This window comes from Chlorobium sp., from assembly GCF_021740465.1.
GTDB lineage: Bacteria > Bacteroidota > Chlorobiia > Chlorobiales > Chlorobiaceae > Chlorobium.
Window position 1 is genome coordinate 48,625 of the sequence record NZ_JAIOZR010000011.1, and the last position, 13,625, is coordinate 62,249.

The window sequence follows — 13,625 nt, forward strand, 5'->3', positions numbered from 1 at the left end:
CAAAATGGTTTTTTGTTCAGGGCTGCGCCCCGGCAAGCTGCTTATGGAGATCGTTGCGCGACAGGCCGTAGAGATGGGTGTAGAAGAGGTTGAAAAAGAGTACCGCGGTTTTGGCGCTTGGGGCGCCGAACCCTCTGTGAATGGAACTGGTTGTGCTGAATATCTCCCTGGTGAGTTTCGAGTAACTCTCCACAAAGGCGTCGAGCGGAATGTTTTTCGGCAGGTAGAGCATCTCCTGGCCGAAGGTATAGCGGAACGCGGTGATGTCGGTCGGGTCGAAGAGCAGGCGACCCTCCTCCCTGAGCCGGTCGAAAACCCTCGTGCCTGGAATGGGTCTGAGAATATTGATGCCGGGAACATCGAGCTTCGTCTCGTCGATGAAGTCGAGAATCGCCGCCGGAGTATCGAGGGTATCGCCGTCGAGTCCGTAGATGAAGCTGCCGTAAAGACTGATACCCGCACTCCGGATGTTTTTTATTGCCGCCACCAGCTCCGTTGACCTGTTCTGTGTCTTGCGGTGCGCATCACGGCTTTCCGGCTCGATGCTTTCGATACCGACAAGCAGGGCACGGCAGCCGGATCGTGCAAGGGTTTCCAGCAGCCGGGGCTGCTGGCCCAGCGTCGTGGTCGCCTGGCCGAACCAGCTGATTCGGTAGGGAATCAGGCGTCGGAAGAGCTCTTCGGCATAGGTCGGGTCGGCATTGATGGAGTCGTCGACAAAAAAGAAAATGCGTCGATCGTGCCGGAGGAACCGGGCAACCTCACCGACAATATCGTCGATCTTTCTTCTTCGCAGCGACCGGCCGTTGAGGACATGGACGTTGCAGAAATCGCAGTTGTAAGGGCAGCCCCGCCCGGTTTGTATGAGATTCGTTGTAAAGTAGCGGTTTTTCAGCAGCGCATTTTTGCTCACCGGGCGTGGCTCTTCAAGATCGGGAAAGCGGTCGGAACTGTATTCTGATTTCAGATTACCGCTTTTCAGGTCTTCGAGCACCGTTTTCCAAAGGTCGTCGGCCTCTCCGTGCACGAGGATATCGGCGTGAACACGGCAGGAATCAGCAAACAGGGTGACATGCGCTCCTCCGAGAGCCACGGTGAGATTTTTCTTCCGGAGCCTGTCGGCAAGCTCGAAGGCTTTTCTGGCCATACCGGTCTGTACGCTTATGCCCACCAGATCCCAGTGCTCCGCCTCCGGAAAATCCTCGAAGCGCATGTCGCACACTTGCTGTTCGACTCCCGACACCTCGATCGAGCTGAGAATCATGAGTGAAAGTGGCGGAATGGCGAACTGGCTTCGCTTGATAAGTTTTCTCACAGAGTTGTTGAACCAGTACAGAATCGGGCTTTTCTCCGGTTCGGCGTAGAGCGACCGGGCACCGTCGACACCGCTTTCGGAAGGGATAAAGACCAGCAGGACTTTTTTTGAAACGTTCATGGGGCTTCCTACCAGTCCTTGAGGTTTTTGCCGGAATCGCTTTCCCTGGCGCGGCTCAGCGGAATTTTCCGCATCAGGCTGTTTTCCTGAAGCCGGGCGTTTTCAAGAATCCGCTCTGCAGTCTTCATGAGTTCGCTGCCTGCAGGATCACCGTTTTTCCGGCTGTTTTCCGGCTGTCTTGAAGACGAGGACCTCGGTGTTTCAAGCATGCGGAACACTATTTCGTAATTGATCCGCGCATCGGTGTCGGCCGGATCGGAACGCAGTACGGCAGTGTAGCGAAGGAGTGCCTGCCGGAGCAGTTCTCTTTTGAGCACCAGGTTTCCTGTGGCGATACCTTCCATGGCAAGGGAGGTTCCTTCATTGTAGATCGAGGGATTGTGCAGATGTTTTGCCCTGGGGTTCAATGCGATGCTTCGGTAGATCCGGCGAGCTTCGGTATGTTTGCCCTGGCGGACAAGGGCACCGGCAAGGTTGAAGAGGGCCGGGGACGATCCTTTTTTTCCGGGGGGAATATCCGGCAGGGTGCGGTAGAGCTGTTCCGCCTGGAAATACTCCCCTTGCATATAGAGCGAGTTGCCTTTCTGCACCGTGCGGTACTCCCGGAACTCCCCCGACATTGAAAAAGTCGCGGCAAACAAGAGGAAAAGGGTGTGCAGGGTGATCATTTGCAGGATCTTTTTTCTGCAAGATAGAGCGGGAAGAGCAAAGTCGGAAAAAGAAAGCTGCTTTCAGGTGCCGGATTGCTGAAAAGAAAAAGCCGCCAGGCTTGAACGGGCGGCTTTTTCCTGTGAGTTCCTTCAGGAGTGCGCCGTCAGTTGCCGAGGAAGGCTTTCTGAACCGCGCTGACTCCAGCGCCGACTTCGAATTTAAAATTGATCTCCTTCAGGGCGCGCTCCAGGCCGCCGATAACGGTCAGCATGTCGAGCTCGTCGTAGAAGCCGAGGTGGGAGACGCGGAAAATCTTGCCTTTGAACTCGTCCTGACCTGCGGCGACGGTGATGCCGTTCTTGTTTTTCAACGCCTTGTTGAACGCCGACCAGTCGACGCCCTCGGGGAGCCAGACCGGGGTGACGGCAAAAGAGGGGGAGTTGCTGAACAGCTTCATGCCGAGCGCGCTGCACCCCTGCCTGCATGCCGAGGCGAGGCTTTCATGACGTTTCCAGATGTTCTCGATGCCTTCGGCACGAATCATCTGCAGGGCCTCGTCCAGTCCGATAACCAGGGATACCGCCGGGGTGAATGGAGTGTCTTCGGCGCTGTGCGCTTTCAGGGCCTTTTTCAGGCTCAGATAGAACTGCTGGGTGTGGGTATGGGCGTTGATGATATCCTGAGCCCTTTCCGAAATCGCAACCAGGGCAAGTCCCGGAGGCATCATGAGTCCTTTCTGTGAACCGGTGATGCAGATGTCGGCACCCCAGTCGTCGAAATGGAACTCATGGGCTCCGATAGCGGTAATGCCGTCAACGAGAATGAGTGCATCCGACTTTTCCCGTATAACCGAGCAGAGCGCCCGAATGTCGGCTGCCGTGCCGGTTGAGGTTTCCGAATGGGTAAGACAGACCCCTTTTGCATCGGGATGCTCCCTGAGCAGTTCGGCCATTCGTTCCGGCTGGATGGCGCTGCCCCACTGTACTTTTTCCTCGATACAGTTGCCTGTAAAAACCCGTACCAGCTGGCCCCAGCGTTCGCCGAATTTTCCGGCGTTAACGGTAATGACCTTTTCTCCGGTCTTGAAGAGGCTCGAAACAGCGGCTTCCATGCCCCCGGTGCCTGAACAGCTGAGCACCACAACGGGCTGGGTTGTTCTGAAGAGATACTTGAGGTCCTCGTGTACCCGGGTAAGGATTTCCATGAACTCGGGGTTCCTGTGATGGATAATCGGAGCGGCCATGCGAAGCATGACGTTTTCGGGCACAGGGGTGGGTCCCGGGGTGAATAGTCTTTTTTTCATCTCTTCAGAAAAAGGTTTGTGTGGTTAAAGAGATTGTCTTCGTTCAGTTTTTTGCCCTGTCCATCATATCGGTGAACTGATCGAACAGGTAGTGAGAATCGTGAGGCCCAGGCGCAGCTTCGGGATGGTACTGTACCGAGAAGCAGGGCAGCGAACGGTGCCGAACCCCTTCTACCGTCTGGTCGTACAGATTCAGATGGGTCATTTCGAGGTCTTCGGGCAGCGAATCCATTTTGACGGCGAAACCGTGGTTCTGCGAGGTGATCTCGATTTTGCAGTTTCCGAGGTTCTTGACCGGATGGTTGCTTCCGTGATGGCCGAACTTCAGCTTGTAGGTTTCGGCGCCCAGAGCCAGTGAAAGAAGCTGGTGGCCGAGGCAGATGCCGAATACCGGCAAAGGCCTGGTCGTACGGTTGTAATCTGCAATCGCCCGGATGGTCTCGATGGCGTACCCTACAGCTGCCGGATCACCGGGGCCGTTGGAAAGAAAGACCCCGTCGGGTTTGAGCCTGATGACCTCCTCGAACGGCGTTGCCGCGTTCAGGACGGTCACCCTGCAGCCGCAGTTCTGCAGAATCCGCAGAATGTTGGTTTTGATGCCATAGTCGAACGCCGCGACATGGTAGCGGGCGTCCGGTTTGTCGAGGACGTAGCTTTTACTTGCAGTCACGGTTTTTACCAGATCCTGTCCGGTCATCTCCTCGATGGCGAGCGCCTTCGCCTTCAGGCTCTCCGCATCGGAGTCCACGGCGGAGATCACGCCCCGCATGGCCCCTTTTTCACGGATTTCACGGACAAGCTTGCGGGTATCGATGCCGGCAAGTCCCATCACCCCGGCTTGTTTGAGGTAGTTGTCGAGGCTGTCCGAGGCTTCGAAATTGCTGTAGGTATGCGATACTTCACGCACGATGAAGGCCGAGGCCCACACTTTCGACGACTCGTTGTCATCAGGGGTGACGCCGTAATTGCCGATCAGCGGATAGGTCATCACCACCATCTGGCCCGCATAGGAGGGGTCGGTAAGAATTTCCTGATAGCCGGTATGCGAAGTGTTGAAAACAACCTCGCCGCTCGCTTCTCCGATATGGCCAAATGCTGTCCCCCTGTAGACCGACCCGTTTTCTAATACCAATAGAGCTGGTGTCTCTTGCATTATCGTTCGTTATTCCTTCGTAGTGGTAAGTTTGTCTCCCGATTCCTGTTTTTCGACGTTGGCGATCGCCGTGCGGTCGAACTTGATTTTCAGGTTGTCGCCGACCTGCAGCAGAACGGTTTTCTTTTCCGTATCGATGCCGGCAACCGTACCGTGAATGCCGCCGATGGTAACCGCCCTGTCGCCTCTCTTCAGACTGTCGAGCACCTTTTCCCGATCCTTCTGTTTTTTCTGCTGTGGACGGATCATGAAGAAGTAGAAGACAACGAAAATCAGCACCAGGGGCACCAGCTGAATGAAAGGATTCGGGTTCTGGCCTCCGGCGGGAGGAGCGAAAAGCAGCAGTGATAAAATGAAATCGTGCATGATGAACAAGTAGAGTATGTGAAAAATGGCCGTACGAATTCTAATGTACGGTATTAACCTGACTATGTCAATGACGCCTTGCGGGTACGGACGCCAAAGCTCGAAAACGGTGCGACATCGTAGCGGTTTTTCCTGACGAGGCCTTTTTCGTACATAAGCCCGGCCAGCGAAGCGATCATGGCTGCATTATCGGTCGAGTAGACCGTTCCCGGGAGATAGAGTTCGATGCCGTGGCGCATGCATGCCTCTTTCATGGCGTTTCTCAGGGCAGAGTTGGCACTTACCCCTCCTGCTACGGAAACGGCCCCGACCCGGTAGTGCTGTGCCGCGGCCAGGGTTTTTTCCACCAGAACACTGACGATGGCATGCTGAACCGATGCGGCGATATCCTGCAGGTGTGCCCTGATGTACTCTTCCGGATGTTTCTGCAGCCAGGTGAGCACCGAGGTTTTCAGGCCCGAAAAACTGAAATCGAAGTTTCCCCGATAGTTTCTGCTTGTCTGCGAGCTCGATGTCAGAGCTCTGGGGAATTCGTGAAAGTGCCGGTCGCCGCCGGTCGCCAGCCGGTCGATAACCGGTCCTGCGGGATAGGCGAGGCCGAGCATCTTGCCGGTCTTGTCGAAGGCCTCACCTGCAGCGTCGTCAAGTGTTCTCCCGATAACCACATAGGAGAGATCCTCCTGCACGACAGAGAGAAGCGTATGGCCTCCGGAGACGGTCAGCGAAACGAACGGTCCTTCGGGTGAACGGTGTTCGGGAGATTCAGGAATGAAGGCCGAAAACATGTGGGCCTCGATATGGTTCACCGGAACGAAGGGTATTCCGAGGGAGAAGGCCATTCCCTCGGCGAAACAGAGACCTACCATGACAGCGCCGATAAGGCCGGGGCCGGCTGTGGCCGCTATGCAATCGAGCTCATTTTTCGTTATATTGGCTTCAGTTACTGCACTGTCAACTATGGAAACAATCATCCGTTCGTGTTCTCTCGAGGCGAGTTCCGGGACAACTCCTCCGAAACCGGTATGGCAGCGCTGTGAGCTGACGATGTTCGAGGCTACCCTCCTGCCGAGCAGGATGGCTGCGGAGGTTTCGTCGCAGCTGGTTTCTATTCCTAAAATATTCATGGTATAATTTTCTCTGGACGTATGGCAAAAGCTAACAAACCGGTAAACAATAGCAAACCGAGGCTCAAGGTGAGCTTTCTGGGCGTGCTCATGATCCTTCTCGGGGCGGATCTCGTTCTGCTTCTGGCTCCCGAGGTCGGCATCCTGAACAGCGGCTTCTATATTCCGGACATCTACACCTGGCCGGCCCTGATAGCAGGAGTCGCCCTGCTTGTTTTCGGTTTCAGGCATCTCTACAAAAAGCCGTGATCGAAAAAGCCGGGCGGGATTGTGCAGTCGGTTTTACAGCAACCTTTTAACGGGCGGAAGATATGCAGCATGCAGCAGGGCTCGAGGAACTGGGCCGGGATATCAGGGAGGCGTCGAGGTTTCTCGAACGCGCAGAGGAGCAGATTTCATCCCGGATCATCGGTCAGAAAGAGGTTGTCCACCGGGTTTTCATAGCGCTGCTCGCCGGAGGCCACATTCTGCTCGAAGGGGTGCCGGGACTGGCCAAAACCCTTATCGTGCGCACTTTCGCCGCCGCCATGAACCTGCAGTTTCAGCGCATCCAGTTCACTCCCGACATGCTCCCTGCAGATCTTGTGGGCACCATGGTCTACAGCCCGAAAGATATGGAGTTTCACCCTCGCCAGGGCCCGCTGTTCGCCAATGTCATTCTTGCCGACGAAATCAACCGCTCGCCGGCCAAGGTGCAGTCCGCCCTGCTGGAAGCCATGCAGGAGAAGCAGGTCACCATCGGCAGCAGCACCTTTCCGCTTCCCGAACCCTTTATGGTACTGGCTACGCAGAACCCTATCGAGCACGAAGGCACCTATCTTCTGCCCGAAGCGCAGATCGACAGGTTCATGATGAAGGTTATCGTCGGTTATCCATCCTACGATGAAGAACTCGAGATCATGCAGCTTGCGGCGGCTTCGGGAACCATGCCTGAGGTCAAGCCGGTTGTCGACGCGGGTGATATTGCCGGCGCGCGCCGGCTTGTAGACCGCATCTATGTCGATCCGCGGGTTCAGCGCTACATTGTGGACCTTGTGGTAGCCACCCGCAACCCTGCCGGTCACGGGCTGGCGTCGCTTGCTTCCATGATCGAATACGGCGCATCTCCCAGAGCCTCCATCTTTCTCCTGCTTGCCGCCAAGGCGCATGCATTCCTGCAGCACCGGGCCTACATCACGCCGGAGGATGTCAAGGCCATCGCCTACGAAACGCTTCGCCACCGGATAATTCCCGGTTACGAAGCCGAAGCCGACAACATAAAGACGGACGATTTCATTCGCGAAATTCTCCAGCATATACAGGTGCCGTGAATTTTACCCTGTCAGGCACCACAGGAAAGTACATCCCGTTAACCGATACATGAAGCGCAGCGAGGAACAGAACCACAAGGCGTTCACGGACACAATCCGGCGGATTGAAATCCGTTCACGGCGTCTTGCCGCCGAACTTTTCAGTGGTGAATACCACTCATCGTTCAAGGGGCGGGGTATCGAGTTCCAGAGTGTCCGGGAGTACCAGTACGGCGACGATGTACGGACCATCGACTGGAACACCTCCGCCCGAAAGCACGAACTCTATATCAAGGTATTTACCGAAGAACGGGAACGCACCATGCTGCTGCTCGTCGACGGTTCGGCCTCCATGCTTTTCGGCAGCCGGGAGCGAAGCAAAAGGGATCTTGCAGCGGAGGTCAGCGCCGTGCTTGCCTTCAGCGCCATCCAGAACAACGACAAGGTGGGGCTTGTCATTTTTACCGACAGGGTCGAAACCTTCATTCCTCCGAGGAAAGGGCGGCAGCAGGTGCTGGTGATTCTCGAGGAGCTTTTCAGGATGAAGCCCGCAAGCCGGAAAACCGACTTCGACGCGGTGCTCTCCTTCGTTGGCCATATGCGCAAACGCCAGGCCATTGTATTTCTCCTGACCGATCTGCTCGGCAGCAATTACGAGCGGGGCATGAAGCTCCTGAACGCCCGCCATGATTTCGTGCTCATGCACATCAGCGATCCGCTCGACTGCGGGCTTCCCGAAACCGGCCTGCTCGATCTTGAAGACCCCGAAACCGGAGGGCGCATAACTGTCGATGCAGGGAGCCGCAAGGCGCTCGAACGTTACAGCCAGGGGCAGCAGCGTCAGGCCGAAGCGCTGCGCGAAAAGCTCCTGCGCATGAAAACCGATACCGTCCGACTCGATACCGGGCGCTCGTTCATCGGGGAACTGAACACGTTTTTCCGGTCCCGTGAAAGAAGGTACTGATCATACCGGCATTCCGGTTCATGCCGCCGCACTGCTGCTCGCACTGCTCTTCACGGCGGTCTGCTTTCCGCTCCGTGCAAACCCGGCCGTGTCCTCATCGAAAGTTTCGGAGGTTTTGATTGTTTCGGGGGTTTCGGTCGAACCCGACTCTCTCTATGCCGGCGAAAGGGCGATCTTTGTGGTACGGGTTCAGCGCCCCGAAAGCACGCTTGTCTCGATCGAACTGCCGGACTCCTCGGCACTCGATCCCTTTTATCTTGTCGCACAGAAGCAGTCTTCAATGCGGCTCTCCGCAGGTCTTGCCGAAGAGCGCTTCGAGTTTGAACTGGCCGTTTTCGGCTCTGGCATACAGCCTCTTCCGGGTTTCGTCCTCGTGTTCCGTGATACGGAGGGCCATCCTCTTGAGAGGCGTGAGCACCGTTCCCTCGCATCGGTTTTCGTGAAACGGCTCGCACCTTCCGGCATGCTTGAACTGCGGCCGCTCAAGCCTCCCGTGAATCCCGATTTTCCTTTTCCGATCCTGACAGCCATGCTGCTTGCCGTGTTCGGCACGGCGGGAGCTGTTCTGCTTGTCCTGTTTCTCATCAAGCGGAAGATCAGGCTTTTTGCCGAAACCCTCGATCCGGCAGAGGATGCCCGCCGCAAGCTCCGCAAGCTCCGGAACCACCTTTCCGCCGGGTTGCCTCCTGCGGAGTGCTACGCCGATCTGAGCGCCGTCATGCGGGAGTATCTCGAACGGCACTACCATATCAGGGCGCTCGAAGCCGTCACGCAGGAGATCGAGCGTGATCTTCGCAAGCTCGGTGTCTCGTCGTTCGACGCAATCATGAACCTCCTGCGCCAGGCCGATCTCGTGAAGTTCGCCGACAGCCGTCCCACTGCCGAAGAGGCCCGGAGTTCCACCCGGCAGGCGGAGGAGATCGTAAGTTCCGGACGGGACGGTTCGGAATAAATCCGGAAAAAGAGGTGTTTGAGGAAGAGAGAGCTGCAGGAAAAAAGCTGTTAACGCGGTAACCGATTTGCCTATGCAGGAGTGGCTGACGCATATCCCCCGGATCGGGCTCGAGGAGCCGCTGTGGCTGCTGCTGTTTCCGGTGCTTGCCCTTGCCGCATGGTGGACTGGCCGGCAGGAGAAAAAAGGCCTCACTGCGGCGGTGATGTTTCCCGATGTCGACCGGCTGCGAAGAGATGGGTTCGAGGCTCCACTTTTTTTGCGGCGGCTTCCCGGGTGGCTTCGCTGGGCGGCTCTTGTGCTCTCTGTGGCGGCCATGACGCGTCCTCATCTTGTGCTGGAGGAGACGGTTGCCGAAGCGAGGGGAATCGATGTGGTGCTGGTGCTCGATATTTCCGGATCGATGGAGCAGCAGGATGCCGGCGGACGGAGCCGTCTCGATGCGCTCAGGGAGGTCGCCCGCGAGTTCATCGGAAGGCATCCCGACGACCGCATCGGGGTGGTGGTTTTCAAGGGCGAAGCCTACACGCTCTGTCCGCTCACGCTCGACCACCGGGTGACCCGCATGCTGCTCGACGCCGTTTCACCCGAAGTCGTCCGCAATGACGGAACGGCAATCGGAACGGCTGTGCTCGTTGCCGTAAACAGGCTCAGGGTCTCGCAATCCGCACAGAAAGTCATGATACTTTTCAGCGACGGATCTTCGAATGCCGGCCAGATCGATCCCCTGACGGCAGCCTCCTTCGCAGCCGCTCACGGCATCCGGATCTATACGGTCGGTGCGGGTTCGGGTGGCTCGACTGCCTCCTCCTTCGACGAAGAGGAGCTCCGGAGCATCGCCCGGACGGGAGGCGGTCGTTACTTCCGTGCTGGAAGCAGGGCCTCGCTTGCCCAGACCTTCGAGTCCATCGACCGTCTTGAAAAAAGCACGCTTTCCAGCCCCGTAACCAGAACCAGATCGGGGCTGTTCGTGCAGCTGCTCGTTGTGGCTCTTGTGCTGCTGCTCGTTGAGGCGGTTCTTGCCAACACCCGGCTGTTAAGGGTTCCCTGATCGGGGACGCCATTCACGACCGGTCGACAAGCTGACAAGCAATTGAGGCGCCGCATAAGGGCGAATTGTTAACTATGATAAGCGATTATTCACATGTGTTTCGCCTGGCCTGACAATTTCGGTTACCTGCTGCTGCTGATTCCGCTCGCCGTGCTGTTCGGTTACGGTTTCATGCGGCAGCTGCAGGCGAGGGAGCGGTTCGCAAGCCGGGGGATGATACGTGCTCCGGGGCGCCGCCGCCTTCTCTTCGGCCGGATGCTGCACTTTTCGGCTATTGCCCTTCTGCTTTTCGCTCTTGTCGGGCCGCAGCTCTGCCGCGGGCAGCGGGTTGTTTTTCGCAAGGGAGCCGATCTGGTCTTCATGCTCGATGTTTCAAGCAGCATGCTTGCCGCGGACGTTCCTCCCGACCGTCTTGAACGGGCCAGGGACGCAGCGCTCCGCATCAGCAGCCAGGTACCGGACGGCCGGCGAGCCCTGTTGCTTTTTGCCGCTGAACCTCTGGTGCAGTGTCCGCTCACGCACGACCGAGATGCGTTCGAAGCGCTCATCGGCATGGCCTCTCCGGCTCTGGTCGAACAGCAGGGCACCTCGTTCGCTCCGGCTTTCGAACAGGCTATCGAGCTTTTTGCCGTACCTCCTGCGTTCGGGGATGAAGGGCGGTTTCGAGCGGAACGGATCGTCGTGCTGCTCAGTGACGGCGAGGATCATGAAGGCGGAGCCGTCGCCGCGTCCGGAAAGCTCAGACAGGCGGGCATCACGCTTTTTGTGCTCGGAGTGGGGAGGTGGGGTGACGCGCTCATTGCTGATCCTTTGCATCCGGGAGAGGTTAAGCGCGACAGGGATGGCAATGCGGTCAAAACCCGTTTCAGCCCTCTCGCATTGCAGCAGGTTGCCAGGGCATCGGGGGGCCTCTATTTCGATACGGCAGGCAGGGATACCGTATACGACGACGTAGCCGGGCGCATCAACCGCATCGTTGCCGGTTCACGGCTGGTTTCGGTGCCGGACGACGGATATCCACTCTACCACTATGTACTCGGGGCGGGAGTGCTGCTCCTGCTCATCGAAAGGCTTCTGGCTGCATGGAGAAGCAATGAGAAGCCCTGAACCATTTTTTTATGCCTCGGGTCGAGTTTCGGCTTAAGCGTGCGGGCTGGTTTCTTGACGAAAGATTATTTACATTATAAAGGTTACACTACACTTTTCAGGTACGTTAATACTTATTTTCAATTGCCATGGAGCAGCAGAATACCGGTCAGAAAATCCTTGATCCTATCGAACGGGCCAAACTCGGCGTCAAGGTCTTCAATATGCCGTTTACCGACGCCGAAAAAGTGATCGACGACTATGTCAGCGGCAAGAATTACGACAGCACAAGCGTCGCGTATTTCAAGGACCAGGTGGCCACACAGCGTCATATCCAGGAGAAGAGCGCCGAACTGCTCGCAACCGGAGGAGAGATCATGCGGCTTGTGACCAATGCCTTCATGAAGAACCTTCCGAAACCGCCGGCAGGCAACAGTCCGGTGTCCTGATACCTTTTTTTTCGGGATGCACTTGCAGGGTACATTAAAGTCGCGGCAGTTCGATCTTCCGCGGCTTTTTTATTTCCCCCGAAAATTCTTCGGATGTTAACTTTTTTCTCTTTCAGACGGTTATAAAAGAAGACGTTACGATACCCGATCACGACCGGGATGTCCGGAGGATCTCCTTGCAGAACTTCCGGAGTCCGAAAAAAAAACAGAACGAACGATGCAATTCGATCCCAACAAATTCACCGTCAAAGCCCAGGAGGCCCTGCAGGCCTCGGCCACGATTGCCGGAAGCCGGCAGCATCAGCAGATCGAGCCCGAGCACCTGCTTCACGCCATGCTCAGTGACAGAACGAGTATCGCCGCGCAGATCGCCCGGAAACTCGAAGCTCCGGTCGATAACCTGCTCTCGGCAGTGGAGCGCGAAATAGAGCGTCTTCCGAAAGTGACCGGCGCTTCGGCGTCCGGGCAGTACGTTTCGCAGAATCTAGGCAAGGTGTTCGACGTGGCCCTCAAGGAGGCAGAAAGCCTCAAGGACGACTATATCAGTTCCGAGCACCTTTTTATCGCCATGAGTGAAGCCGGGGTGAAGGTGTCGCGCATGCTTCAGGATGCCGGTATCAGCCGCAATCCCATTCTCAAGGTACTGGCGACCATCAGGGGTTCGCAGCGGGTAACCAGCCAGACGGCCGAGGAGACCTACAACTCCCTGAAAAAGTATTCGCGTAACCTCAACGATGAAGCCCGCAGGGGAAAGCTTGATCCTGTAATCGGGCGCGACGACGAAATCCGCCGGGTGCTGCAGATACTCAGCCGGCGCACCAAGAACAATCCCGTGCTGATAGGCGACCCCGGTGTGGGCAAGACCGCCCTTGTCGAGGGCATCGCCCAGCGTATCGTTGCCGGCGACGTTCCGGAAAACCTCAAGAGCAAGCAGATCGCCGCGCTCGATATCGCTCAGCTTGTAGCGGGTGCGAAGTTCCGCGGCGAGTTCGAGGAGCGGCTGAAAGCCGTGGTCAAGGAGGTGCAGTCGGCCGACGGCGAGGTGATTCTTTTCATCGACGAGATCCATCTTCTCGTCGGAGCGGGTTCCGCCGAAGGCTCAATGGATGCGGCCAATATCCTCAAGCCGGCCCTGGCCCGCGGCGAACTGCGCTGTATCGGGGCCACGACGCTCGACGAGTACCGCAAGCATATCGAAAAGGACGCTGCTCTGGAACGGCGGTTCCAGACCGTGCTGGTCGACCAGCCGAGCGTCGAGGACACGGTTTCCATTCTGCGCGGCCTCAAGGAGAAGTACGAAATCCACCACGGCGTGCGTATCAAGGATGCCGCCCTCGTCGCGGCCGCCGAGCTGTCGAATCGTTACATATCAGACCGCTTTCTGCCCGACAAGGCTATCGACCTCATCGACGAGGCCTCCTCGCGCCTGCGGCTCGAGATCGACAGCAGCCCCGAGGAGCTCGACCGTCTGAACCGCGAGATACGTCGCCTGGAGATCGAGCGTGAAGCCCTCAAGCGCGAGCTCGAAGCCGGCGGAACAACGTAAGCCGTGGGCAGGAAAATTGTGAGCGGTAAGCTGTGGGCGGTGAGCCGCCGGAAGAAGATGCTTCCGAAGCCAGCCGGTGAAGCATCCCGAACATTCGTCCCTGAGGTGCTTTTGTCGATAGACAAGGGACAAAAGCACCTCAGGGACTCAAATGACGAATATTTCTGAATTCTCCGGCTATACCGAATACCGGCTACTGAATACTTACTTCCCGCATTTTGCCCCATTCTCTTTTCTTCCTGAAAATTCGTACATT

14 protein-coding genes are annotated in these 13,625 nt (G+C 57.1%); 8 read left to right on the forward strand and 6 right to left on the reverse strand.

The window, feature by feature from the left end; all coding sequences use genetic code 11:
• Positions 1-16: 16 nt before the first annotated feature.
• From K9G39_RS06745 to tsaD, 6 genes are all read right to left on the reverse strand, one after another.
• Positions 17-1,435 (reverse strand): radical SAM protein, encoded by a 1,419-nt coding sequence (locus K9G39_RS06745; protein ID WP_292004167.1) that lies wholly within the window; start codon positions 1,433-1,435, stop codon positions 17-19.
• Positions 1,436-1,443: 8 nt separating this feature from the next.
• Positions 1,444-2,103, reverse strand: a complete 660-nt coding sequence (locus K9G39_RS06750) for a hypothetical protein (RefSeq protein WP_292004168.1) — start codon at positions 2,101-2,103, stop codon at positions 1,444-1,446.
• A gap of 146 nt (positions 2,104-2,249) precedes the next feature.
• Positions 2,250-3,389 carry an alanine--glyoxylate aminotransferase family protein gene (locus tag K9G39_RS06755; protein ID WP_292004169.1) on the reverse strand — a complete coding sequence of 380 codons (1,140 nt, stop codon included), beginning with the start codon at positions 3,387-3,389 and terminating at the stop codon, positions 2,250-2,252.
• A gap of 43 nt (positions 3,390-3,432) precedes the next feature.
• Positions 3,433-4,542, reverse strand: coding sequence for a glutamine-hydrolyzing carbamoyl-phosphate synthase small subunit (gene carA, locus K9G39_RS06760; protein WP_292004170.1), 1,110 nt, complete (start codon positions 4,540-4,542; stop codon positions 3,433-3,435).
• A 9-nt stretch (positions 4,543-4,551) separates the two neighbouring features.
• Positions 4,552-4,908 (reverse strand): preprotein translocase subunit YajC, encoded by a 357-nt coding sequence (gene yajC / locus K9G39_RS06765; RefSeq protein ID WP_292004171.1) that lies wholly within the window; start codon positions 4,906-4,908, stop codon positions 4,552-4,554.
• A gap of 62 nt (positions 4,909-4,970) precedes the next feature.
• Entirely contained in the window at positions 4,971-6,032 is a 1,062-nt protein-coding gene (gene tsaD / locus K9G39_RS06770; protein ID WP_292004172.1) for a tRNA (adenosine(37)-N6)-threonylcarbamoyltransferase complex transferase subunit TsaD, read from the reverse strand.
• A gap of 21 nt (positions 6,033-6,053) precedes the next feature.
• On the opposite strand from tsaD, the gene K9G39_RS06775 reads away from it, so the two are divergent.
• The 8 genes from K9G39_RS06775 (at position 6,054) to K9G39_RS06810 (ending at position 13,369) form a co-directional block, all read left to right on the forward strand.
• Complete coding sequence (locus K9G39_RS06775) at positions 6,054-6,281, forward strand: hypothetical protein (protein ID WP_292004173.1); 228 nt, start codon at positions 6,054-6,056, stop codon at positions 6,279-6,281.
• Between the two features lie 62 nt (positions 6,282-6,343).
• Complete coding sequence (locus K9G39_RS06780; RefSeq protein WP_292004174.1) at positions 6,344-7,342, forward strand: MoxR family ATPase; 999 nt, start codon at positions 6,344-6,346, stop codon at positions 7,340-7,342.
• A gap of 49 nt (positions 7,343-7,391) precedes the next feature.
• The gene (locus tag K9G39_RS06785) at positions 7,392-8,285 is read left to right on the forward strand and encodes a DUF58 domain-containing protein (RefSeq protein ID WP_292004175.1); all 894 of its coding nucleotides are present in this window, start codon (positions 7,392-7,394) and stop codon (positions 8,283-8,285) included.
• The gene (locus K9G39_RS06790; protein WP_292004176.1) at positions 8,269-9,237 is read left to right on the forward strand and encodes a hypothetical protein; all 969 of its coding nucleotides are present in this window, start codon (positions 8,269-8,271) and stop codon (positions 9,235-9,237) included. The genes K9G39_RS06785 and K9G39_RS06790 overlap by 17 nt, the downstream gene beginning before the upstream one ends.
• 73 nt (positions 9,238-9,310) lie before the next feature.
• Positions 9,311-10,288, forward strand: coding sequence for a VWA domain-containing protein (locus K9G39_RS06795; RefSeq protein ID WP_292004177.1), 978 nt, complete (start codon positions 9,311-9,313; stop codon positions 10,286-10,288).
• Positions 10,289-10,381: 93 nt separating this feature from the next.
• Positions 10,382-11,395, forward strand: a complete 1,014-nt coding sequence (locus K9G39_RS06800) for a VWA domain-containing protein (RefSeq protein WP_292004178.1) — start codon at positions 10,382-10,384, stop codon at positions 11,393-11,395.
• Positions 11,396-11,523: 128 nt separating this feature from the next.
• Positions 11,524-11,823 (forward strand): hypothetical protein, encoded by a 300-nt coding sequence (locus tag K9G39_RS06805; protein ID WP_292004179.1) that lies wholly within the window; start codon positions 11,524-11,526, stop codon positions 11,821-11,823.
• A 217-nt stretch (positions 11,824-12,040) separates the two neighbouring features.
• Positions 12,041-13,369 (forward strand): Clp protease N-terminal domain-containing protein, encoded by a 1,329-nt coding sequence (locus tag K9G39_RS06810; protein ID WP_292004180.1) that lies wholly within the window; start codon positions 12,041-12,043, stop codon positions 13,367-13,369.
• Positions 13,370-13,625: the final 256 nt, after the last annotated feature.

Excerpts from the sequence above, each read along its gene's own strand:
- K9G39_RS06795 (WP_292004177.1), top strand. The coding sequence starts at position 9,311 with ATGCAGGAGTGGCTGACGCATATCCCCCGGATCGGGCTCGAGGAGCCG.
- K9G39_RS06755 (WP_292004169.1), bottom strand. The coding sequence starts at position 3,389 with ATGAAAAAAAGACTATTCACCCCGGGACCCACCCCTGTGCCCGAAAAC.
- carA (WP_292004170.1), bottom strand. The coding sequence starts at position 4,542 with ATGCAAGAGACACCAGCTCTATTGGTATTAGAAAACGGGTCGGTCTAC.
- K9G39_RS06800 (WP_292004178.1), top strand. The coding sequence starts at position 10,382 with ATGTGTTTCGCCTGGCCTGACAATTTCGGTTACCTGCTGCTGCTGATT.
- K9G39_RS06785 (WP_292004175.1), top strand. The coding sequence starts at position 7,392 with ATGAAGCGCAGCGAGGAACAGAACCACAAGGCGTTCACGGACACAATC.
- K9G39_RS06805 (WP_292004179.1), top strand. The coding sequence starts at position 11,524 with ATGGAGCAGCAGAATACCGGTCAGAAAATCCTTGATCCTATCGAACGG.
- K9G39_RS06775 (WP_292004173.1), top strand. The coding sequence starts at position 6,054 with ATGGCAAAAGCTAACAAACCGGTAAACAATAGCAAACCGAGGCTCAAG.
- K9G39_RS06810 (WP_292004180.1), top strand. The coding sequence starts at position 12,041 with ATGCAATTCGATCCCAACAAATTCACCGTCAAAGCCCAGGAGGCCCTG.
- K9G39_RS06780 (WP_292004174.1), top strand. The coding sequence starts at position 6,344 with ATGCAGCATGCAGCAGGGCTCGAGGAACTGGGCCGGGATATCAGGGAG.
- yajC (WP_292004171.1), bottom strand. The coding sequence starts at position 4,908 with ATGCACGATTTCATTTTATCACTGCTGCTTTTCGCTCCTCCCGCCGGA.
- K9G39_RS06745 (WP_292004167.1), bottom strand. The coding sequence starts at position 1,435 with ATGAACGTTTCAAAAAAAGTCCTGCTGGTCTTTATCCCTTCCGAAAGC.
- tsaD (WP_292004172.1), bottom strand. The coding sequence starts at position 6,032 with ATGAATATTTTAGGAATAGAAACCAGCTGCGACGAAACCTCCGCAGCC.
- K9G39_RS06750 (WP_292004168.1), bottom strand. The coding sequence starts at position 2,103 with ATGATCACCCTGCACACCCTTTTCCTCTTGTTTGCCGCGACTTTTTCA.